Raw genomic sequence first — 21,594 nt, forward strand, 5'->3', positions numbered from 1 at the left:
CCCCTAATGCAGGACTGCAGTACGCGGACGTTCTGTTGTCAGCAACACTTCAACTGCTTTTGTAATGCGACGCCAGAGAACTTCGCCTTCATAATTGCCCAAACGCTGGAATTCATCCCCACGGATTGCTGCATACAGGGCCGCTTCATCACCAAAACGTTCGATAACTTTATTGGCTGTTTCATAAATTTCAGTTTCAGACTTCATAGGCTTCGCTTAGACCTCATAATATCCCCGATGCTTACGGCCAGCTTATCTTCAACCACCACAACCTCACCTTCGGCAATTTTCTGGTCTGAAGAATAGACATCAATAGGGTCGCCAACACCACGATCCAATTCTACAACCGCACCACGGCCCAGTTTTAGAATTTGGCTCATCGGCATGACAGCCATCCCCAAGACAGCACGGACACTGACTTCAACATCGTAAACGGCTTCAACGCTATCACCCAATCCCAAGGCATCACCAAGGGTTGGGCCACCAGCACCACCGCCGCCACCTGCGGCAGCAGCAGCCTGTTCGGCCTCAATATCAGCCAAAGCCGCCGCCATATCAGGATCTTCATCCAAGCCCGGAGCATTGTGGTCTTCAGCAAGTGCTGCACCCCAGTCTACGGAGAGATCGTCGTCTTCATCGTCCGCCATAAGCGCCTCTTAACTCTTACGGTTCATGTTGGAAAAACAGACATCTTTCCAACTGTGGTCAGTTAAACGTAAAAAGGTTAACAAAAAGTCTAACCCTCAATCTTTTCGCGATTTTTATCTGAAAGCTCAACCAGTTTATCACAATTATCGTTTTTTCCCTCAGAAACATTCTGCAAATCGAACTGCTTCACCTACCGGATCACCAATCAGCAGATCTTCATGCATAACCACATGGCCGCGCACGATTGTCGTAATCGGCCAGCCCTGAACTTTCATTCCATCATATGGGGTCCAGCCACAACGCGACGCGATCCATTGATCTGTGATTGTGCGTTCAGCCTTCATATCCACAATGGTGAAATCCGCATCATAGCCTTTTGCCATACGCCCCTTAGAAGCCACATTGTAAATGCGACACGGCCCCGCACTGCTCAGGTCAACAAAACGTTCCAGCGTCAAACGTCCTTCATTCACATGGTTCAACATGATGGGCACAAGCGTCTGCACCCCTGTCATACCCGATGGGCTGTTGGGATAGGCAGCAGACTTTTCTTCCAAGGTATGTGGTGCATGGTCAGAACCGATACAATCAACCACCCCTTGGTTTACCGCATGCCACAGGGCGTCCACATGGTGCTGGGCACGGATTGGCGGGTTCATTTGCGCCTTGGTACCGATTTTTTCATACCAGTCATCATTCAGGGTCAAGTGTTGGGGCGTACATTCAACAGTCGCAATATCCTTATATTGCGCCAATATTTCCATTTCATCAGCTGTTGTAACGTGCAGCACATGAATGCGGCGCCCCACCCCACGAGCCAAGCGTAAAATTCGTTTTGTCGCCAGCAGGGCTGTTTCAGCATCGCGCCATTGTGCATGCATTTTCACAAGTGCGCCATCTTTGACCATGGCAAAGCGTTCTGCCAGACGGTCTTCATCTTCACAGTGAACGGCCACACGGCGCTGACCAGACGCCAACACAGCCGACAAAGTGGCATCATCTTTCACCAACAAGCTCCCAGTGGAACTGCCCATAAAGATTTTCACCCCGGACACACCTTGTTGACGTTCCAGTTCCGGCAGTTTTTCCACGTTCTCGGCAGCTGCTCCAATAAAGAAAGCTACATCTGTCCAAACACGGTCTTTGGCACGGCGGCATTTATCGGCCATATCCTGGGCTGTAATGGTGGATGGCTTGGTATTGGGCATTTCAAACACCGCTGTCACCCCACCAAGGGCAGCAGCAGCCGTCCCTGTTGCCAAATCTTCCTTATGTTCCAGCCCCGGCTCACGGAAATGAACCTGACTGTCAATGACACCGGGCAGCACATGTAAGCCCGTCACATCCATCACGTCCTTTGCCTTGGTAACATCCAGATCACCCAGCTCGGCAATTTTGCCCTCTTTCAGCGCAACGTCGGTTTTCACGATCCCGGCAGGTGTGGCACACGTTCCACCTTTGAGAATCATATCATACATAAGGCGTGCCTCGTTTATGTCATGGACAGGGCATCAAACACATCCCCATCCGTTTTGAACCCGAGAATATGACGCTGATGCCACAAGGCATAGAATAACAGTGTCCAGGCTGCAAACCCTTCTTCTTTGCCATCAGATGTGAAAAGGTGTTTCACGGTTTTCTTGTCACAGAACTCCTCTATACCGGGCTGTTGTGCCACGAGAGGGCCAAGTTTCGCCCCGTGATTTTTAATCCAATGGCCGACAGGGACTGTAAACCCACGTTTTTTAGAAAACGGCTTGGCTTCGGGCAAACGTTTATTCAACCAATGGCGTAGCAAATATTTGCCCATCTTGTTATTGATCTTCATCTCATCAGGGAGATAGAAAACCGCATTTGCAACAACCGGGTCCAAAAAGGGCGTGCGCCCCTCCACCCCATTAGCCATCAAACAACGATCCAGCTTGATCAACAAATCATGGGGCAACCAGTCAATCAAGTCGATGCCTTGGGCACGTTGTAAGCGAGTGAAATCCATTTTTGAGACGAACTTTTCCGCCTTTTCAATGCCGCTATGCCAGCCCTTGCCGATATCTTTTTTAAAGACACCAAGCCCATCAAAGGTACCGCTATTGCGCATGGCTTTGCGCAGGGGCCAAGGGCGACAATAAGCACGATAACGGCCATATCCACCCAACAGTTCATCTGCACCTTCCCCACTGAGCACCACCTTGACATCCTTACGCGCTTCACGCGCAAGTTTGAAGGTCGGCAACACGGCATAATCGGCCACCGGGTCATCAATGGCTTCGGCCACACGGGGCAAGAGGGTCAGGAAATCATTTTCATCAAATTCCACTTCCATATGATCAGCCCCAACCTTTTGGGCGAGCATACGGGCGTGTTTGCGCTCATCCGGTACATCGGTGCCGCTAAAACCTGCGGTATAGGCCTTAATGGGTTGATCGTTCAATTCCGCCATCAAAGAAAGAAGAACAGACGAATCAATCCCGCCTGAGAGGAACAAACCATAAGGCACATCAGATCGCTGATGGACCTTGATACTGTCAATCAGGGCCTCTTCCATCTGTTGCATGGCCGTATCTTCAGCAATGGCTTTTGGCCCACCTTTTTCCAAGGCCAGTTTCATATGATGTTCCACCACAAGGCCACGTTCCACCACCAGCGTTTCACCGGGCAGCACCCGCTTGATCCCTTTATAAATGGTGTTGCGTCCCGTGGAAAATTGCAACTGCATGAAGGCATCACGGGCTTCTTCACGGACCTTGGGCTTAACCAACCCTGCCCCGATTAAGGCTTGGGGTTCTGATGCAAAGGCAAATCCGCGCTGTGTTTCCGCATAATAAAGCGGCTTGATGCCAAAAGGATCACGGCTCAGCACCAAACGCCCGCGTTCACGATCATAGATGGAAATGGCAAACATACCGCGTAAATCATGGACAAAAGCCAGACCTTTGCGCCCATAAAGATGTAACGGCGGTTCACAATCTGAGGCCGTTTTCATCACCTGATCGGGCAAAGATTGGCGCAATTCAACGAAGTTATAGACCTCGCCATTGGCGCTTAACACATTGCCCTTATCATCAATAATCGGCTGCTGACCTGTTTCCAGATCGATAATGGCAAGGCGGGTTTGAACAAGCCCCACATTACCTTCACGATAACGCCCTTGACCATCCGGTCCACGGTGGGCCAGACAATTGGCGAACGCATCCAACACCTCATCACTGGGGGAGGTGCCATCTATTGTCATAAAGCCTGCAATACCGCACATAAAAAACTTAACCCTTTTTCGTCGTCCTCGCGAATGCGGGGACCTTTGTCATCTAACCAAGCAGATCCCCGCCTGCGCGAGGATGACGATCAAGTCCTATCCTGAGTGATCTTTTCGAAGAATTCCAGATACTTCTGCACGACGACTTCTTCGGTAAAATCACGTTGATAACTTTCCCAAGCCTTCGTCGCGAGCTGATGGGCAAATTCCTCGTCACCAAAGACCCATTTGATGGCATCGCCCATGGCCTTGTCATCATCAACCGTACATAATACCCCATTCACGCCATGTTCAATCAAGGTACCGGGGCCAAGGCTGTCTGCGGCAATCACCGGGCGACCTTGCGCCCAGCCTTCCAAAACCACATTGCCCAACGGCTCATGGCGAGAAGGACAGATATAAACATCAGCGGCGGCAAAAAGCGCTGCGGTATCATTGCGCCAGCCCAAAAAACGCACACGCGGGCGAATGCCCAACTCTTCTGCCAGAAGTTCCAGCTCCTGACGTTTTGGTCCTTCACCAGCCAGCCAGAGATACACACCGGGCACACGGGCCAGCGCTTTTAACAACGTATCAAACGCCTTATTTTCATGCAGACGGCCCAGCGACAGCAAAAGAGGCGCATCTTCTGGTGTAGACAGCTCCATTCGCGACGCTGGCTCCATACGTTCAGAAGGCACAAAATTCGGCAGATAATGGGCTCGGTCTTCCGGCCAGCCTTCCTTGATGAGATAATCGACAATATCCTGCGTATTACCTACTAAATGATCGCAATCACGATAATATTTGAGATCATAATAGCCGCCCAATCGCGCCACCTTGACAAACTTGCCCTTACCCGCTGGCGTTTTCTTGGTCGCCCGGTTCATCCAGGTCAGCACCACATCGGGATTAAAACTTTTAATCTCCCGGCGCAGCATCATGCCTGTGCGCATGTCAAAAGTCCCACCAAAGGGCAGCTGCAACGGGTCAACCCCACCTTCGCGCAGCACGCGGGCACGTTGACCATTTTCACGAATGGCGACACGCTGTTCGATATCTGTTTTTTCTAAGGCAACGGCCAAGCGGGTGAAAAAGGCTTCTGCCCCGCCAAATTCTGCCCCTGCCATGGTCTGTAAAAGACGCATTAAGGTATTAACTCCTCAAAGGCAGCACACGCCTGTTCCCATCCCCAACTACGTTGGGTTTTCAGGCAGTTCTTATGCTGCTCAAACCAAAACTCATCTTCATTTAGAAGTTTGATCGCCCCTTGTGAAAAAGTTGCGTCGTCTTTTGCCACAGTCCCTGTTTTTCCGTCAATGACCCGTTCAGCCATCGACCCGAAATCCTGTACTACTGTCGGTGTGCCAAGCGCTTGGGCTTCAGCAACAGCGAGACAGAAAGTTTCGTTAATATCGCCCTGAAACGTCATGATACGTGCTTGTTGCAGCTCATCAATCAACTGCTGCTTTGTCGCAGGCCCGCGAATGACCACACCCTGATCGGCCATATGTTCAGCGCGATCAAAAACCTTTTGCATCAAAGCTGCTTTTTCCGCCCCAACCGAGCCATAAACCGCAGGCCCACCAAAAACATGGAGTTCGGCCTTGGGTGAAGCAGGGCGAATTTCTTTTTCCCAACGATCCAACAACCAATCAAGCCCACGCAACGGATTGGAGGTAAAGATCGCACGCGGGGCCGGAGCTTCTGTGCGTTCAACCGCATGGCGGAAAATATCAGGAATGCCATAAGGAATAACACGGCGCCCCCCATCAGGCACCCAGCCCGGCAGGGTTGTTTCGTGATAGGTCCCGATAAAAACAATCGTCGGGCGGACTTTCCAGAACTTTTTCAAATAGCGCCATTTGACCATATATTTACACGGATTATGGGTCCAAAATACCGTGCGCTTGGCCTTGGGCATCAAATCAATCAGCTTGTCCCCGCGATTGGCGATATAAAGGTCCGCCGTATCGGGCAAGCCCTGTTCAATCGGTGCCCAGTCCACGCCTTTATAGGTCATCGGGGCCTTACATTTATTGCGCACAATGACTTCATGGCCCCGCTTGGCAAACTCTTCCATCATCATGATGACAGAAGATTCCACCCCACCAAGAGCGCGTTCTTCCAGCGTCTTGCCGTCAAATTCAATACCGTCGTCTGCAAAAACGATTTTTGCCATTTATTCTTTTTCCAATGTGGCTTTAAGGTAGGACAATAAAGGATACATACCCGCAAACAGGGCAATCAGGAAGCCATATCCCCCTTCGCGATAGCCTTTGCGCGAGACATAGCACTTAAAGAAGCGCGAAAACAAGCGTCTTAAGTTATTGGCAAAACTTCCCGCCTTGCCCGTTTCGCGCAAATCCTTGGCACGTGCGGTGGAATAGCTATCAAGTCGACGGATCATGTCAGAAATATTGCGATCCACAAAATGCTTGATGCGGCCCTTTAACATAGGCCCTTTTTTGCCGGACCAGTTCAGGGAAGGATGCAGCCGTTCCGGCCCCCATTCCTTCACCCCTTTTTTAAATAATCCGGGATAAGCTGCCTTACCAAAAGACGCGCCCCAGCCATGGCGGACAAGACGATCACCAATATAATTATCGACCAAGACCTCATGCCAATCAAAGGAGGTTGTTTCAATAGTACGGCAAATTTCTTCGGCCAGTTCCGGCGTCATATGTTCATCGGCGTCAATTTCAAAGACCCAGTCACCTGTGCAATAAGAAATAGCCGTATTGCGTCTTTCGCCTTCCAGCTTCCATGCGCCCACAAACACCTTGTCGGTATATTTGCGTGCAATCTCTTCGGTACCATCACTACATTTATCACAAACAACGACGATCTCATCTGCAAAGCTGAGTGTTTCCAAACAACTTGCCAGACGGTCTTCTTCGTTATGAGCTGTGATGAGGGCAGACAGAGTGGGCATGTTAAAGCAATGCCTCAAATTCAGCCGCGGCCAAATCCCATGTCTGACCACGTTGCATCATGCGGCAATCTTTGCTCATATTTTCACGCGATGCTGATTTAGTCAGCAAATGCACGGTGACATTTGCCATAGACTCTACATCCGGCACCAAGAACCCCGTCTGGCCGTTTTTCACCCGTTCAGAACAAGCCCCAACCGGGCGAGCCACACAGGGCAAGCCAATGGCTTGCGTTTCAGCCAATGTGGAACAATACATTTCTGTTTCTACACCGGGGTAAATATGACAAGCCGCACTGCGATAGGCCAAGGCCATTTCAAGGTCTGATCCCGGTTTATGGACAATTACGCCATGTTCATGGGCCTTTTGCACTTTTTCAAACACTGGGCGTAACTTATCTGGCAGGGCCGCGCCATTTTGCGCTTTATAAAGGCCCGCAGAATAAATGTGTAAGGAAGCTTCGCCGCCAACTTGCTTGATAATGTCATCGCACCACAAATCAATGATCTGTTCCATCCCATGTAGCGGATTGGTCGTCATAATCGCACGGGGTGGTTTCACCGGATCATATTCAGCTTCAGTCAGATATTCCCGACGAACCCCGGGTGTGACAATGCCTTTGCGGAAATATTTCCATGGCTCCCACGATCGGAAATGGGTATCGCCCATAAAAACAACAATCGGGTTATGCTTTTCCATCAGAGCCTGATATTTCGGCTTATTCAGGATATTGGCCGGGGTCGCCAGCCACAGCAGCTTTTTTTCAATTTCCGGGAATTCTTCCAGCAATTGAGGCTTTTTCACACAGATCACCACATCTGTTTCCGGCGGACGTGGGGCATCAAAGGGCACCCAAGAGACCCCATCAATCATCGCCCCTTGCACAATACGATTGACCACACACACATCATGGCCGCGTTTTGCCAAGGCAGGTGCCAGCGAGGCCACGGCTTTTTCCGTCCCGCCCAAAGGCTGCGTCATCGGGCTGTTGCCGTCATAAGGAATGGAATCGTCAATGATTGTGATATGCATGATTTCCCCGAAAAACTTTACATGTTGCCTGTTGTTATAAGGTGATTTTTCTCATCTGCAAAGAGAAGAGGCTTGCGAAAAAGCGTTAAATATCCCACTTTCTAAAAAAACGAGGAAACCACGCTATAAAAGAAAGAGAAATTCATGCCCTTGAAATACAGTATTTTGCCAAACCGTGGTGTATTAAAAATCTCCGGCCCGGATCGTGTGGACTTCCTGCAAGGGCTCGTTTCCAACGATGTCAGCAAAGCGACAGATACCAAGGGGGTTTATGCCGCCTTCCTAACCCCGCAAGGCAAATATCTATGTGATTTCTTTATTCTGGCCTCAGAAAGTCACCAGTGCCTGATGCTTGATATCGCGGCAGATGCCCTACCCGCCTTTAAGAAAAAGCTGACCATGTACAAGCTGCGTGCAGATGTCGAAATCGAAGACGTCTCACAAGGCTATGACATTCTTGCATTTTTTGGGGATGCTAAAATGGAAATAACCCCCGGCCTTTATCAGGACCCACGTCTGGCTGAAGCGGGTTATCGTGCCTTTGTTTCCAAAGGAACAGGCTGGCAAAACGCTGAAGAAGTTGATTTTGACAGCTATGACCTTCACCGCCTCTTGCTTGGCCTGCCTGATGGGGCACGCGACATGATCGTTGAAAAATCAATTTTACTGGAAAATGGGTTTGACGAACTCAATGGCGTGGATTGGGATAAGGGCTGCTACATGGGGCAGGAATTAACCGCACGCACAAAATACCGGGGCCTGATCAAAAAACGCCTATTGCCCGTAGAAGTTCAAGGGCCACTCCCTGAAAACGGCACAGAAATCTATGCAGCAGATAAGCTGGTTGGTGAAGTCCGTTCCGGCCTTGAAAAAAAAGCTCTGGCTCTTTTAAAACTGGATTTCATTGAGGAACCCTTGCGCGCAGGTGAATCAACTTTGCGCGTTATTCAACCAGACTGGATAATTTTGACCAAATAGTCATATTTTTTGACTTTTCCCTTGCTTTCCACATAAACGACAATAGGTTTAGGAAAAGACTTTATTTTAGAAGAGCGTAATTTACATATGAAGATGAGATGAAATTGTGAAGAAAGCCCCTCTCATAAGTCTTGCCCTTGCAGGTGCGATATTCGCATCAACTGCAGCACAGGCAGTGACTTCCCTGAATTATTACAGTTCAGGTGGAGAGCTTCGTCCCTTTTACTGGACTGAAGACGGCATGCAACAAGGGATCATCCCTGATATCTTCGCAACTCTTCCTGAATATGAACTGAATTTCATCTCAGCCCCGCGCAAACGTATTGATCATTTCATCGAGAATAATCAAATAGACATCGTGATGATGCACCCCAAATATACCAAGGTGCCTCATCTGTTAAACTTTGTGCCCTTGCAATTCAGTCAAAGAAATACAATTTTCACCCGCAAGGATAATAAGCAAGAATTCTCCGGCTTAAACCGAATTACCCAAACATCCATCTGTGCACGAGATGGCTATGTCTATATTAATATGAAAGAACGCTGGAAAAGCCAGTCTTTACGCCGTGAGAACCTGCGCAGCAATATTAAAGTCCTGCAAATGCTGAACTTTAAACGGTGCGAATTTGCCATCGGCAGCGATCTCAGCCTGAGTTATCTCATTAAAAATCATCAATATGACAATATTGTTGATACCGGAATTACGGTGAATGAAGTCCCCCGTTTTCTTGCGATCTCCAAACGTTTCCCAAAGCTGAAAAGCACGTTGGAGAAACATATGGTTAAATTGAAAAAATCAGGAAAACTGGCCGAAATCATCAAAAAATATACCCCCTAAGCATAAAACTTAGAGGGTATTTTTTTAGGTATAAGATGACCTGAGCTTAAAGGCCGCTCACCAAAATCCAGGCCACCGCAACCGGGGCGATGAAACGGCAAATAAACAGCCATGCCCCAAGGAAGGGAAATGCCTTTTCCCCGTTATTGGTCACTTCCTCTTTCATCTTGTCAGCCAGCACCCAACCCACAAAAACAGAAATCAGAATGCCCCCCACAGGCAACAGAATATTAGAGGCAATATAATCCATGGAATCAAGGAAGCCTTTTTCCCCGATGATGTGGAAATCGCTCCACACACCAAGAGACAAGGAAGAGGGAATGCCAAGCGCAAAGATCACAACGCCGAAGACCACAGCGGCCACTTTCGGGTTCCAGCCCTTTTCATCACTGAAATAGGCAATAATCGGCTGCATCAAGGAAACCGCAGATGTAAGGGCTGCAACTGTCAGCAAGAAAAAGAACAAAATCCCAAAAAACGTCCCACCCGGCATCTGTGCAAAGACCGCAGGCAAGGTAATAAAGGTCAAGCCCGGCCCGGCTGATGGATCAAAGCCAAAGGCAAAAACCGCAGGCAAGATCAACAGGCCCGCCAGTACCGCCACACTGGAATCCAGTGAGCTCACCCACAAGGCTGATTTGCCAAGGTTTTCAGATTTGTTCAGGTAAGAGCCATAGGTAATCATCGCGCCCATACCAATGGATAAAGAGAAAAAGGCTTGCGAGAGTGCCCCGTTGAATGTTTCTGCCGTCACTTTGGAAAAATCAGGTGAAAGGAAAAATTCCAGCCCTTTTTCCGCCCCCGGCAACGTAATCGCCCGACCGATCAAGACCAACAACAAGATGAACAGCATCGGCATCAGCACCTTACACGCACGTTCAATCCCGCCGTGAACACCACCCAGCACAACAGCAACCGTCAGCCCCATGAACAGAGCGTGATAGATAATCGGCTGAACGGGGTCAGAAATAAAGGCCCCAAAAGCAGCCCCCAGTTCATCAGATGTCCCAACCAAAGCACCGCTTGCCATTTTAAAGATATAGGCGATGGTCCATCCAGCAACCACACTGTAAAACGATAGAATGATAAAAGCAGCCAAGACCCCCATAAAACCGACAATCGGCCATGCCTTGCCTTTCAATACGGCAAAAGCCCCGATTGGGTTGCGTTGTGCCGCACGGCCAATGGCAAATTCAGCCAGCATGACACTTAAGCCCACCGTAAAGACCAGTGCCAGATAAATCACCAAAAAGGCACCACCGCCATTTTGCCCTGTCATATAGGGGAACTTCCAAATATTACCCAGCCCAACAGCCGAGCCAGCCGCAGCCAGCACAAAGCCCAGACGGGAACCCCATTGTTCTCGTGAATTCATGAATTTTAAAATCCCAGTAACCAAGTTATGTGCGAAATTTGACATTTCTTGTGACGCACGTTGTAGCGTACGACCCTACATGGTTTTCAACGAAATGGGCTTTCGAAGTTTCAGATGAAATTAAAAGGAAAATATTGACCGTACGGTCAGTTTTGAAACTTTATTTCAGAACAATTCTCAATAGCCTCTCTCCCTACCCAGAGCTTCCTCTTGATAGGTTTGTATTGGGGCGGAGAATTTAAAGGGAAAAATAGTGACTAAAGATATTCCCGATCAAGCCGGGAATGACAGTAAGCCCGTCACCCTCGCACCTAATACGAGGGTCCAGTTTCTTGCTTTAGCCCCAGAGCTTTTCAAACTCTTGAGAAATATCAAACAAGCGCTCAAAGGGGGAATCTTCCGGCTGAATATCCAGCTGGTCCATCACCCGCCCCATACCAACACGACCAAATTTCTCACGCACGGCTTCTTCCAGCCATTGTTTGGCTTGCGTATGTCGTGCGCTTGCCAGAAAAGCATTTTCTTTCAGGAAAGCAAGGTGGGTATCAAAGGCTTCCACCAATTCAGCAATCCCTTGGCGTTGCATGGAAGACAGCAACAAGACCGGAATATCCCACGGGTCCGCCCCTTGGCGCCCCGCCAAATTCAAGGCCCCTTTCATATCCGCCATAGCCCGGCGCGCCGGTGCACCCATATCCGCCTTTGTCACCGCGACAATGTGGGGGATTTCCACAATTCCGGCCTTGATAAATTGCAAACTATCACCAGACCCCGGCTGCACACAAAACAGCACAGAATCAGCCACCCCGACAATATCGGTTTCAGACTGGCCCACACCAACAGTCTCAATCAGCACAATATCGTAAACCGCACGCATCAAGACCATGCCCGCCACCGTCAACCCGGCCAAGCCACCAAGACGGTCACGCGCCGCCATGGAGCGCACATAAATGCCCTGATCTTCCGGGTCCGTGGTAAAGCGTGTGCGATCCCCCAGTAAGGCCCCGCCTGTTCGACGGGAGCTGGGATCAACAGCAATCACGCCCACTGTGCGCCCCAAAGAGCGCCAGTGAGCGATCAACGCATTGGTTAATGTTGATTTTCCCACCCCCGGTGGACCAGTAATGCCAATCACATGGCCTTGGGGTTCCTGATAGGCGGCATTGAGCAAATCAAGCGTTTCCCGGCTATCGGGTTCGCGCTCCACCTGTGCCAAGGCGCGGGCCATGGCTGCTTTTTGTCCGCTTTTCAGTTTGGAAAAATCAACAGTCTTCATTCGTTATGCCTGTGAACTTGAGTCCTGTCCCAAGGCCGCCTGGGCCGCTGCCAAACGGGCAATCGGCACACGGAACGGGGAACAGGACACATAGGTCAATCCAATATTATGACAGAAGGTGACAGAGGCCGGATCCCCCCCATGCTCACCACAGATGCCCAGCTTGATATCGGCCCGCGTCTCACGACCGCGTTCAGCCCCCAGCTTGACCAGTTCGCCCACACCGTCTTGGTCAATGGAGACAAACGGGTCCACATCAATCACGCCTTTTTCCTGATAAACGCGTAAGAAACGCCCCGCATCATCGCGTGACAAGCCATAAGTCGTCTGGGTCAAATCGTTGGTGCCGAAGCTGAAAAATTCTGCGGTTTCAGCAATTTCACCAGCACGAAGGGCCGCACGGGGTAGTTCGATCATGGTCCCGACCATATAGTCGATCTCAACACCTTCTGCCTCACACACAGCCTTGGCCGTTTCATCCACCACGACTTTCAGCCGTTCCAGCTCTTTATTCATCGCAACCAGTGGGATCATAATTTCCGGCATGACCGGCTGACCGCCTGCCTTTGTTACCTTACAAGCTGCTTCAAAAATTGCACGGGTTTGCATCTCATAGATTTCAGGATAGGTAATGCCTAAACGACATCCCCGATGACCCAGCATCGGATTTTGTTCTGCCATTTCAGCAGCCCGTTCCTTCACCCCTTCAACCGACATATTAGCGATCTTAGCGACCTCTTCCATGTCATGTTCAGAATGGGGCAAAAACTCATGGAGCGGCGGGTCCAGCAGACGAATGGTGACAGGCAAGCCTTCCATGATTTTGAATAAATCTTCAAAGTCCTGACGCTGGAACGGCAAGATATGGCCCAAGGCTTCGCGACGTTTATATTCATCATCCGCCAAAATCATCTCACGCACATAATTGATGCGGGTATGATCAAAGAACATATGTTCGGTACGGCATAGGCCAATACCTTCGGCACCCAGTTTACGCGCCATTTCTGCATCTGCCGGCGTTTCTGCATTGGTACGCACCCCAAGAGCCCGAATTTCATCGGCCCAGCTCATCAGCTTGGCAAAATCACCGGAGAGTTCTGGCTGAATGGTCGGGACCGTCCCCACCATGACTTCCCCACTGGAGCCATCCAGCGTAATCACATCACCTTCGGCCAGAACCTTGCCATCAATGGACGTCAGCGTTTTGGCTTTATAATCCACACGCATATCACCTGCACCAGAGACACAAGGCGTGCCCATACCACGGGCCACCACCGCAGCATGTGACGTCATGCCACCACGGGTCGTCAAAATCCCTTCGGCCACATGCATGCCACCGATATCTTCCGGGCTGGTTTCTGTGCGCACCAAAATGACTTCTTCCTTACGCTTGACCCAGTTTTCCGCATCTTCGGCAGAAAAGACAATACGACCAGACGCCGCCCCTGGTGAGGCAGGCAATGCCCGGCTGATCACTTCGCGCGGGGCATTGGGGTCAAGTGTTGGGTGGAGCAATTGATCCAATGAATGAGGATCAAGGCGCATCACCGCCTCTTTCTTGTTGATCAAGCCCTCTTCGCACATATCAACGGCCATTTTCAGCGCCGCCTTGACCGTGCGCTTGCCAGTACGGGTTTGCAACATCCACAGCTTGCCTGTCTGGATGGTAAACTCCATATCCTGCATGTCTTTATAATGGGCTTCCAGTTTGTCGCGATACGCTACAAGCTCCTTATAGGTATCGGGCATAACTTCTTCCATGGCTGGCAGGCTGGAACCGCTTTCTTCTTTTTCAAAGATCGTCAGCGGCTGTGGTGTGCGAATGCCCGCGACCACATCTTCACCTTGAGCATTGATCAGATATTCCCCATAGAAATGATCGTCCCCAGTGGAAGGATTGCGCGAAAAACACACGCCAGTGGCACAATCTTCACCCATATTGCCAAAGACCATGGCCTGAATATTGACCGCTGTGCCCCATTCAGCCGGAATGTTATGTAGCGCACGATAGGTGATGGCCCGTGTGTTCATCCAGGATTTAAAGACCGCACCAATCGCCCCCCAAAGCTGAACCTTTGGATCTTGTGGGAATTCTTCATCCATTTCTTCAACAACTTTTTCCTTATATTGCTCACATAAGGATTTCCAGTCATCGCCTGTCAGGTCCGTATCAAGGGTGTAGTCTTTTTCGTCTTTGAAATATTCCAGAAGTTCTTCAAAAATATAGTGATCAACACCAAGGACCACATCGGAATACATCTGGATGAAACGACGATAGCTGTCATAAGCAAAACGCGCATCACCGGAAGCTGCTGCCAACCCTTCAACCGTTTCATCATTCAGACCAAGGTTAAGGACCGTATCCATCATACCAGGCATAGAAGCACGTGCACCACTGCGCACAGAAACCAACAACGGCTGGGCCGGATCACCAAATTTGGCATCCATCTGGGTTTCGATCTCAGCCAATGCGGTGAGAACCTGATCTTGCAGGTCAGCCGGATATTTCCGGTCATTATCAAAAAAATGGGTGCAGACTTCGGTGGTAATGGTAAAGCCTGCGGGAACGGGGATGCCCAGACTGCTCATTTCGGCCAGATTGGCCCCTTTGCCGCCCAGGAGTTCCTTCATATCAGCACGGCCTTCCGCCTTGCCTTTTGCGAAGGTATAAACCCATTTGGTCATGATCTTTTCGCCTCTCAAAGTTCGATCACAGATAACACCGTCACCCCGGACCAAAATCCGGGGCCTAGATCCCTATAAACACAGGGATGACGAACTTAAGGCGACGATTATCCCTCCAATTTGGAGAAATCTGCAATCCCGTCCAATGCATGGCCGATCTGCGACAACAGGCGCAGACGGTTGGCACGTACATCAGTGGATTCACAGTTTACCGTCACCTTATCGAAGAACGCATCAACCGGTCCCCGCAAGGTTGCAAGCGCAGCCATTGCCTCGGCAAAACGTTCTTCTTCAAGAGCAGTGACCAGAGTCCCCATGACTGGTTCCAGCTTCTCAAACAGCTTTTGTTCTTCATCTTGTTCCAAAAGAACCGCATCCACACGACCATCGTATTTGACACTGTCTTTTTTCTCTTCGATGCGAACAATATTCATGGCACGGCGATAGGCCGCGACCAAATTCGCCCCATCATCAGATGACAGGAATTCTTTCAAGGCTTTCACACGCGCCAGCAAACGCACGAAATCATCTTCCCCCCCTTTGGAGAAAACAGCCGTAATCAAATCATGCGCAATCCCTTCGTCTTTCAAATGAACTTTGAGACGATCAGCAAAGAAATCAAGCAGGTTTTGTTCATTTTCCACCGTATGGGCCGGAACGGAGCTCAGGCCATTCACAGTGGAATAAGCCGTATGGGCTTCTGAAAAGACCTTCAGCAGGTTCAGGCGCAGGCCGTTTTCAAGGATCAAACGGATCACACCCAAAGCGGCACGGCGCAGTGCAAACGGATCTTTTGATCCTGTTGGCTTTTCATCAATGGACCAGAAACCGACCAGCGTGTCGATCTTATCGGCCATGGAAACCGCAATGGAATTCGGTGCCGACGGGCAAGTATCACTTGGGCCTTGCGGGGCATAATGATCCGCAATGGCTTTTGCCACTTCCGCCTTTTCGCCTTTATGTTTGGCGTAATATTCCCCCATGATGCCTTGCAGTTCGGGGAATTCATAAACCATTTCTGAAACGAGGTCAGCTTTTGCCAAATGCGCTGCACGACAGGTCAGGCCCAGGTCTGCACCGTCAATCATTTCAGACAGTTCACCAGACAGTTTTTCCATACGGGCCACTTTTTGCCCCATGGACCCCAGCTTGGCATGGAACAACATGTCATCCAGTTTCGGCAACAAGTCTTCCAAATTCTTTTTCAAATCCTGATCCCAGAAGAATTTGGCATCGGACAAACGCGCACGCAACACACGCTCGTTCCCCGCCACAATGGCTTTGCCGCCATCAGGGGCCACTTTATTTGCCACCACGATAAAGCGTGGGGCGAGTGTGCCGTCGTCTTTCAGGCAGGAAAAATATTTCTGGTGCGAACGCATGGAAGTGATCAAACATTCCTGCGGCACTTCCATGAACTGATCATCAATCTGACCGGCATGAACCACCGGCCATTCCACCAGACCAGTGACTTCATTAAGCAGACCTTCATCGTCTTTCAGCACGTAGCCTTCTTCGCGTGCAACTTTTTCAGCCTGTTCTTTGATCGCCGCTTTACGCTCGTTTTGATCCAGCAGAACCTTATGTTCGCGCAACAATGTGCTGTAGCTTGCAAAATCATCAACGGAAAAATCTTTTGGTGCGAGGAAACGATGCCCACGTGTATAGCCACAAGACGTCACCGGACCAAAATCAAACGGCACAACAGCACCATCCAGAATACAAAGGATATTTTGCAACGGGCGCACCCAACGAAGGGAGTTTGCCCCCCATTTCATGGATTTCGGCCAAGGTAATGCGTTCAGGGCTGCTGTCAGAATTTCAGGCAAGACCGCAATGGTATCCTGACCTTTTTTCTCAATAACAGCCACATAGAAGCTGCCCTTTTTACCTTCTTGAACGTCACACTGATCAATGCTGTCCAGCCCAGCCGATTTCAAGAAACCATTGACCGCCTGTTCCGGCGCACCAACTTTCGGGCCTTTGCGTTCTTCACGAACATCCGGCTGTTTAACCGGCAAGCCGTCAACCACCAGCGCGAGACGACGCGGTGTAACGAAATTTTTCACATCAGAAAATTCCAGACCGGCTTTTTTCAACCCTTCTGTAACCAGACGTTTCAGGTCTTCAGAGGCACGGACCTGCATACGGGCCGGGATTTCTTCACTTAACAGTTCGAGTAACAGTTCAGCCATGATTTATGCCTCCTCACCGACTTGGGTCTTCATCCAGGCTTCACAGCAGCCTTTTGCCATTGTACGTACACGACCGATATAAGCCGCACGTTCCGTCACGGAAATCACGCCTCGGGCATCAAGAAGGTTAAAGGTATGGCTGGCACGCACACACTGTTCATAAGCAGGCAGGGCCAGCGGTTCATCCAGACTCAACAGATGGGAACATTGCGTTTCCGCATCACGGAAATGCTGGAACAAAATATCTGTATTGGCATGTTCGAAGTTAAAGGCGGATTGTTCGCGTTCATTTTGCAAGAACACATCACCGTAAGAAACGCCTTCACCGTTGAAGTCCAGATCATAGACATTTTCAACACCCTGAATATACATGGCGAGACGTTCCAGACCGTAAGTCAATTCAACAGCCACCGGGTCACATTCAATGCCCCCGACCTGTTGGAAATAAGTAAACTGGGTCACTTCCATGCCATCCAGCCAGACTTCCCAGCCCAGACCCCAGGCACCCAATGTCGGGCTTTCCCAGTCATCTTCCACAAAACGGATATCGTGTAGATCCGTATCAATACCCAAGTGTTTGAGCGATTCCAGATAGAGTTCCTGAGAATCAGCCGGAGACGGCTTCAAGATCACCTGAAACTGATAGTAATGCTGCAAGCGGTTTGGATTTTCCCCATAACGACCATCAACCGGACGGCGTGACGGCTGCACATAAGCCGTTTTCCACGGCTTTGGCCCCAGTGCACGCAACGTGGTTGCCGGGTGGAATGTACCAGCGCCAACTTCCATGTCATAAGGTTGCAGGATTACGCAGCCCTTTTCGGCCCAGAAATTCTGGAGCGAGAGGATCAAATTCTGAAAACAGGTTTTCTTATTGGGTGTCGTGCCCATGGTCATCACTATCTAGATCTTTTAAAAACGTTTTTGCAGTGCAGAAATTAGCGGAAAATCCAAGGTCTGGTCAAGCGCTCTTCCATATTATTTCTCGAAAGGACAGCCTGCTTTGCCACAAGCCGATTTTTTATCAGCAATCACATAATCCCCACATTTGGAACAAGCGACCAATTCTTCATAATCGGCCTCACTTGAAGATTGTTGGGCAGCTTGCGCACGTGTCTTTTCCTGTGGTGGGTTTGCACGGTTTTCTTCTTGTCTGGCCTGAAAACGACTAAACCATTTAAAACCATACCAAATCGCGGCAATCACAAGAACTGTGAACAAAAGTTTATTGGGACTAAAGCCAAACATGTGCGTAGGGTCTTCCAGCTATAAAAGGAGAAACTGTTTTAACAAAGCAAAGAACCAGAAGAAACCGATTTTTTGCACCAACCTTACTTACGCCCGGTTTTGAAATCTTCAGAAAACGAACCAAAACTTTCAAAAACATCAGGATCACGACGCTTTTTCTTTTTCTTTTTAGGCTTTTCTTCGCTAGAAGCACGCGCACCGGGCTGTTGCTGGGCAGACGATCTGGGCGGCGGTGGCGGTGTTGGCCTATCCTGCACCTTGTCTTCATTCTTTTTAATGGGCGCTGCCATATCCGGTGCTTCTTCACTTTCCGGCACACCTGTGCGGGCAACTTCAACATCGCCAATTTTGCGCGGCTCATTCCCGGTTTTGGGACGGTTTAACGGCGGGGCATCCATATTGACGCGCACGCCCTTGCCATCTTGGACGTTATTGATCTGCATCTGTAAAGAATTCACATCGGCGCGCAGACGTTCAATGGCCAGTTCCATTTCATGGAAGGTTTCTTCCATATGGCCTTCCATAATCTCTTTGAAACGCTTGCTTTCTTCTTTGTTTTCATCACGCATCCAGTTGATGCGCTGCTTGAAATCGTTGTCGATCCATTCCTGTAATTCTTTGACTTTTTTGTCAAAGTCTTTACGCACGCCGACCTTAATGTCGTAAATGGAGTTTGCGACATTGCCAAGATAGTAAACAATGAAAAAACCAACCAAAACCGCGACAGCAACGCCGACAGTAATGGCAACCGTGGCCGTTCCACTCATACCAATCCATTCCTCTTAAAGAGATTCAGCTTTATAATCAAAGCACTCAATCTAAACCCCAATCACACGGCATATAAAAAAGCAAGCTTCTACCATGTTTTACAAGATAGTCTACATGGACTTGAAAGAAACACCATAAAAAAAAGAAAAGGGATTGACGATTTTACTCATTACACGCCATACGATTGTGTTAGTATGAAAATAAATCCACAAAAAAGTGGAGAGCGCTCATGGCTCCGCGTTCAAAAAAAGAAATGGAACTTTCCGAACTACTCGCCTGGTCCCCCAATACAGGAACGGGTAAGTTCGTCTTAAACCCAGCCTATTGGCTTTTCCCTCTTGCCCTATGGGCCTTGATTGTCGGGGCATCCCTTTATCATAATGTGCGTGAAGTTGAACAGCACACCCTTGAAACTGCAACCAACAAGGGACGCTTTATTTTCGCTATGGTCGAAGATGTGCGCCTATGGAACGCCCGCCATGGCGGCACATACGTCCCTGAAACGGAACAAAGCCCATCCAACCCCTTTCTCAATGATCCCTCCAAGGATATTATTACTTTGGAAGGGCGCAAGCTGACCAAATTAAATCCGGCCTATATGACCCGTCAAATTGCCAGTGTCATTCAGGAAAACAGCCAGACCATCATCAACATCACCAGCCTGAAACCCCTAAATCCAAACAATATGGCTGACCCATGGGAACGTAATGCCCTCAGTGCCTTTGAACAAAAAAACAAGGAAATGTTTGCTTTCATCAACATGGGGGAGATTGATCTATTTCGCTATATGGCCCCCCTGATGGTGAAAAAATCCTGTCTTACCTGCCATGCTCATCAAGGCTATCAAACCGGTGATGTACGCGGCGGTATCAGCATTTCGTTCAGTGCAAATAGTTTTTTAAAAACCCAAAATGCCCAAATCCGCACCCATATCATTCTTCATACCGTCGCCTTTGCCGCTTTATGTGCCCTCACCTTGTTTGGCCTTACGAAAATGCGTCGCCAAATGACGTTACTGGCAACCTTGAACAAACGTCAGGAAGAAATCGTTCAGATCCGCACCCATGACTTACAGGAAGAATCACGCAAACGCCATGAAGCCGAAGCCCGCTTCCGCCTGTTTATTGATGCTTCTGCCGAAGGCATTGTCGCCCTGGATACAAAAGGCATCTGCACCTTTGCCAACCCCAAGGCTGCCAAGCTTCTTGACCTAAAGGATGCAGAAGAACTCATTGGCCGAAACTTTCATGAAGCCAGCGGTCATCACACCCATTGTGAAAAAGATATCGCCACTCATAATTGCCCCCTGTTTGAATGTACCAAACAAGGCAAAGAGCGATACAGCGACAAGGAGTTTTTCTGCACATCCAAAGGCATCCCCTTCCCGGTTGAATATTTCGCCTCTCCTGTTTATGACGACGGGGCCATTATTGGCATTATCCTGACCTTCGTCGATATTTCGGCACGTAAAGCCCATCAAAGCGAAATCACCAAACTTTCCACAGCCGTTGAACAGAGCCCGGCAACCACAATCATCACCGATCGCAACGGGGTGATTGAATTTGTCAACGAACGTTTTTGCGAAGTCACGGGCTATGGCAAGGAAGAAGTCATTGGGCGCACCCCCAGCCTGTTGAAATCCGGTCATACCGATAAAAACGTCTATCAAAGCATGTGGGCGACCTTGCTCAACGGCAAGGAATGGAAAGGTGAATTTCTCAATCGCAAAAAAGACGGTACCTTATTTTGGGAAGAAGCCCTGATCTCCCCCATCTCAAACGAATATAATGAAATCACCCATTTTGTGGCCGTCAAACGGGACATTACCGAATTTAAGCTGGAAATGGATGAAGTCTGGCGGCAAGCTAACTATGACCTTCTCACCAATTTGCCCAACCGCCACCTGTTTGAAGACCGCCTTGAAAACGCTGTTGCTCTGGCCTTGCGTGAAGATCGGCAACTGGCCTTACTCTTCATTGATCTTGACGGTTTCAAGGCTGTGAATGATACCTTTGGGCACGATGCTGGCGACCATGTGCTTAAAATCAGCGCACAACGCCTCAAAGGTCTGATCCGCCATAGCGATACGGCTGCGCGCTTGGGCGGAGATGAATTCGTCATCATCCTGCATGAACCGACCTCCCCTGACAATGTTGCCGTCATTGCCCAAAAAATTATTGATGAGGTCTCAACAGACATCAACTTTAAAGGAGACGACATGGCCGTTTCAGCTTCTATCGGCATTGCTATGATGCCCCATGACAGCACCGACCCGCACGAGCTGTTACGCTACGCCGATATCGCCATGTATGGTGCTAAACAAGATGGTAAAAACGGCTTTTGCTATTATGAACGCTATAAAGAGGGTATCAGTCAGGGTTAAGAT

General features: G+C 49.5%; 18 protein-coding genes. 3 read left to right on the top strand and 15 right to left on the bottom strand.

Features of this window, described 5'->3' with window-relative positions:
* Nucleotides 1-3: 3 nt before the first annotated feature.
* From E4K71_RS09610 to E4K71_RS09645, 8 genes are all read right to left on the bottom strand, one after another.
* Complete coding sequence (locus E4K71_RS09610; protein WP_135079011.1) at nucleotides 4-207, bottom strand: hypothetical protein; 204 nt, start codon at nucleotides 205-207, stop codon at nucleotides 4-6.
* Complete coding sequence (locus E4K71_RS09615) at nucleotides 204-647, bottom strand: FliM/FliN family flagellar motor switch protein (protein WP_240796784.1); 444 nt, start codon at nucleotides 645-647, stop codon at nucleotides 204-206. The genes E4K71_RS09610 and E4K71_RS09615 overlap by 4 nt, the downstream gene beginning before the upstream one ends.
* A gap of 159 nt (nucleotides 648-806) precedes the next feature.
* Nucleotides 807-2,126 carry a dihydroorotase gene (locus E4K71_RS09620; protein ID WP_135079013.1) on the bottom strand — a complete coding sequence of 440 codons (1,320 nt, stop codon included), beginning with the start codon at nucleotides 2,124-2,126 and terminating at the stop codon, nucleotides 807-809.
* A 14-nt stretch (nucleotides 2,127-2,140) separates the two neighbouring features.
* On the bottom strand, nucleotides 2,141-3,901 hold the full coding sequence (asnB, locus tag E4K71_RS09625) for an asparagine synthase (glutamine-hydrolyzing) (RefSeq protein ID WP_135079015.1): 1,761 nt from the start codon (nucleotides 3,899-3,901) through the stop codon (nucleotides 2,141-2,143).
* A gap of 89 nt (nucleotides 3,902-3,990) precedes the next feature.
* Nucleotides 3,991-5,028: a glycosyltransferase gene (locus E4K71_RS09630; protein ID WP_135079017.1), complete on the bottom strand. Its 1,038-nt coding sequence runs from the start codon at nucleotides 5,026-5,028 to the stop codon at nucleotides 3,991-3,993.
* The gene (locus E4K71_RS09635) at nucleotides 5,028-6,062 is read right to left on the bottom strand and encodes a glycosyltransferase (RefSeq protein WP_135079019.1); all 1,035 of its coding nucleotides are present in this window, start codon (nucleotides 6,060-6,062) and stop codon (nucleotides 5,028-5,030) included. The genes E4K71_RS09630 and E4K71_RS09635 overlap by 1 nt, the downstream gene beginning before the upstream one ends.
* The gene (locus E4K71_RS09640) at nucleotides 6,063-6,815 is read right to left on the bottom strand and encodes a glycosyltransferase family 2 protein (RefSeq protein ID WP_135079021.1); all 753 of its coding nucleotides are present in this window, start codon (nucleotides 6,813-6,815) and stop codon (nucleotides 6,063-6,065) included. It abuts the gene before it with no gap.
* A gap of 1 nt (nucleotide 6,816) precedes the next feature.
* The gene (locus E4K71_RS09645; RefSeq protein ID WP_135079023.1) at nucleotides 6,817-7,845 is read right to left on the bottom strand and encodes a glycosyltransferase; all 1,029 of its coding nucleotides are present in this window, start codon (nucleotides 7,843-7,845) and stop codon (nucleotides 6,817-6,819) included.
* Nucleotides 7,846-7,989: 144 nt separating this feature from the next.
* Between E4K71_RS09645 and E4K71_RS09650 the strand changes: the two genes are divergently transcribed.
* Both E4K71_RS09650 and E4K71_RS09655 read left to right on the top strand, forming a co-directional pair.
* Nucleotides 7,990-8,823 (top strand): folate-binding protein YgfZ, encoded by an 834-nt coding sequence (locus E4K71_RS09650; protein ID WP_135079025.1) that lies wholly within the window; start codon nucleotides 7,990-7,992, stop codon nucleotides 8,821-8,823.
* Between the two features lie 106 nt (nucleotides 8,824-8,929).
* Nucleotides 8,930-9,661 carry a transporter substrate-binding domain-containing protein gene (locus E4K71_RS09655; protein WP_135079027.1) on the top strand — a complete coding sequence of 244 codons (732 nt, stop codon included), beginning with the start codon at nucleotides 8,930-8,932 and terminating at the stop codon, nucleotides 9,659-9,661.
* Nucleotides 9,662-9,707: 46 nt separating this feature from the next.
* On the opposite strand, the gene E4K71_RS09660 is transcribed toward E4K71_RS09655, so the two are convergent.
* From E4K71_RS09660 to E4K71_RS09690, 7 genes are all read right to left on the bottom strand, one after another.
* Nucleotides 9,708-11,036 carry a sodium-dependent transporter gene (locus E4K71_RS09660; protein WP_135079029.1) on the bottom strand — a complete coding sequence of 443 codons (1,329 nt, stop codon included), beginning with the start codon at nucleotides 11,034-11,036 and terminating at the stop codon, nucleotides 9,708-9,710.
* Nucleotides 11,037-11,373: 337 nt separating this feature from the next.
* The gene (locus E4K71_RS09665; protein WP_135079031.1) at nucleotides 11,374-12,312 is read right to left on the bottom strand and encodes an ATP/GTP-binding protein; all 939 of its coding nucleotides are present in this window, start codon (nucleotides 12,310-12,312) and stop codon (nucleotides 11,374-11,376) included.
* A 3-nt stretch (nucleotides 12,313-12,315) separates the two neighbouring features.
* Nucleotides 12,316-14,997, bottom strand: coding sequence for a pyruvate, phosphate dikinase (ppdK, locus tag E4K71_RS09670; protein ID WP_135079033.1), 2,682 nt, complete (start codon nucleotides 14,995-14,997; stop codon nucleotides 12,316-12,318).
* 107 nt (nucleotides 14,998-15,104) lie between these two features.
* A complete protein-coding gene (glyS, locus tag E4K71_RS09675; protein ID WP_135079035.1) occupies nucleotides 15,105-17,192 on the bottom strand; it encodes a glycine--tRNA ligase subunit beta in 2,088 nt (695 codons plus the stop codon).
* Between the two features lie 3 nt (nucleotides 17,193-17,195).
* A complete protein-coding gene (locus E4K71_RS09680) occupies nucleotides 17,196-18,083 on the bottom strand; it encodes a glycine--tRNA ligase subunit alpha (protein ID WP_135079037.1) in 888 nt (295 codons plus the stop codon).
* An 87-nt stretch (nucleotides 18,084-18,170) separates the two neighbouring features.
* Nucleotides 18,171-18,440, bottom strand: a complete 270-nt coding sequence (locus E4K71_RS09685) for a hypothetical protein (RefSeq protein ID WP_135079039.1) — start codon at nucleotides 18,438-18,440, stop codon at nucleotides 18,171-18,173.
* 83 nt (nucleotides 18,441-18,523) lie between these two features.
* Nucleotides 18,524-19,207: a hypothetical protein gene (locus E4K71_RS09690; RefSeq protein WP_135079041.1), complete on the bottom strand. Its 684-nt coding sequence runs from the start codon at nucleotides 19,205-19,207 to the stop codon at nucleotides 18,524-18,526.
* 230 nt (nucleotides 19,208-19,437) lie between these two features.
* Between E4K71_RS09690 and E4K71_RS09695 the strand changes: the two genes are divergently transcribed.
* Nucleotides 19,438-21,591: a diguanylate cyclase gene (locus tag E4K71_RS09695; protein ID WP_135079043.1), complete on the top strand. Its 2,154-nt coding sequence runs from the start codon at nucleotides 19,438-19,440 to the stop codon at nucleotides 21,589-21,591.
* The last annotated feature ends 3 nt before the right edge of the window (nucleotides 21,592-21,594 follow it).

The sequence above is a fragment of the Terasakiella sp. SH-1 genome (assembly GCF_004564135.1).
In the GTDB taxonomy this organism is placed as follows: domain Bacteria; phylum Pseudomonadota; class Alphaproteobacteria; order Rhodospirillales; family Terasakiellaceae; genus Terasakiella.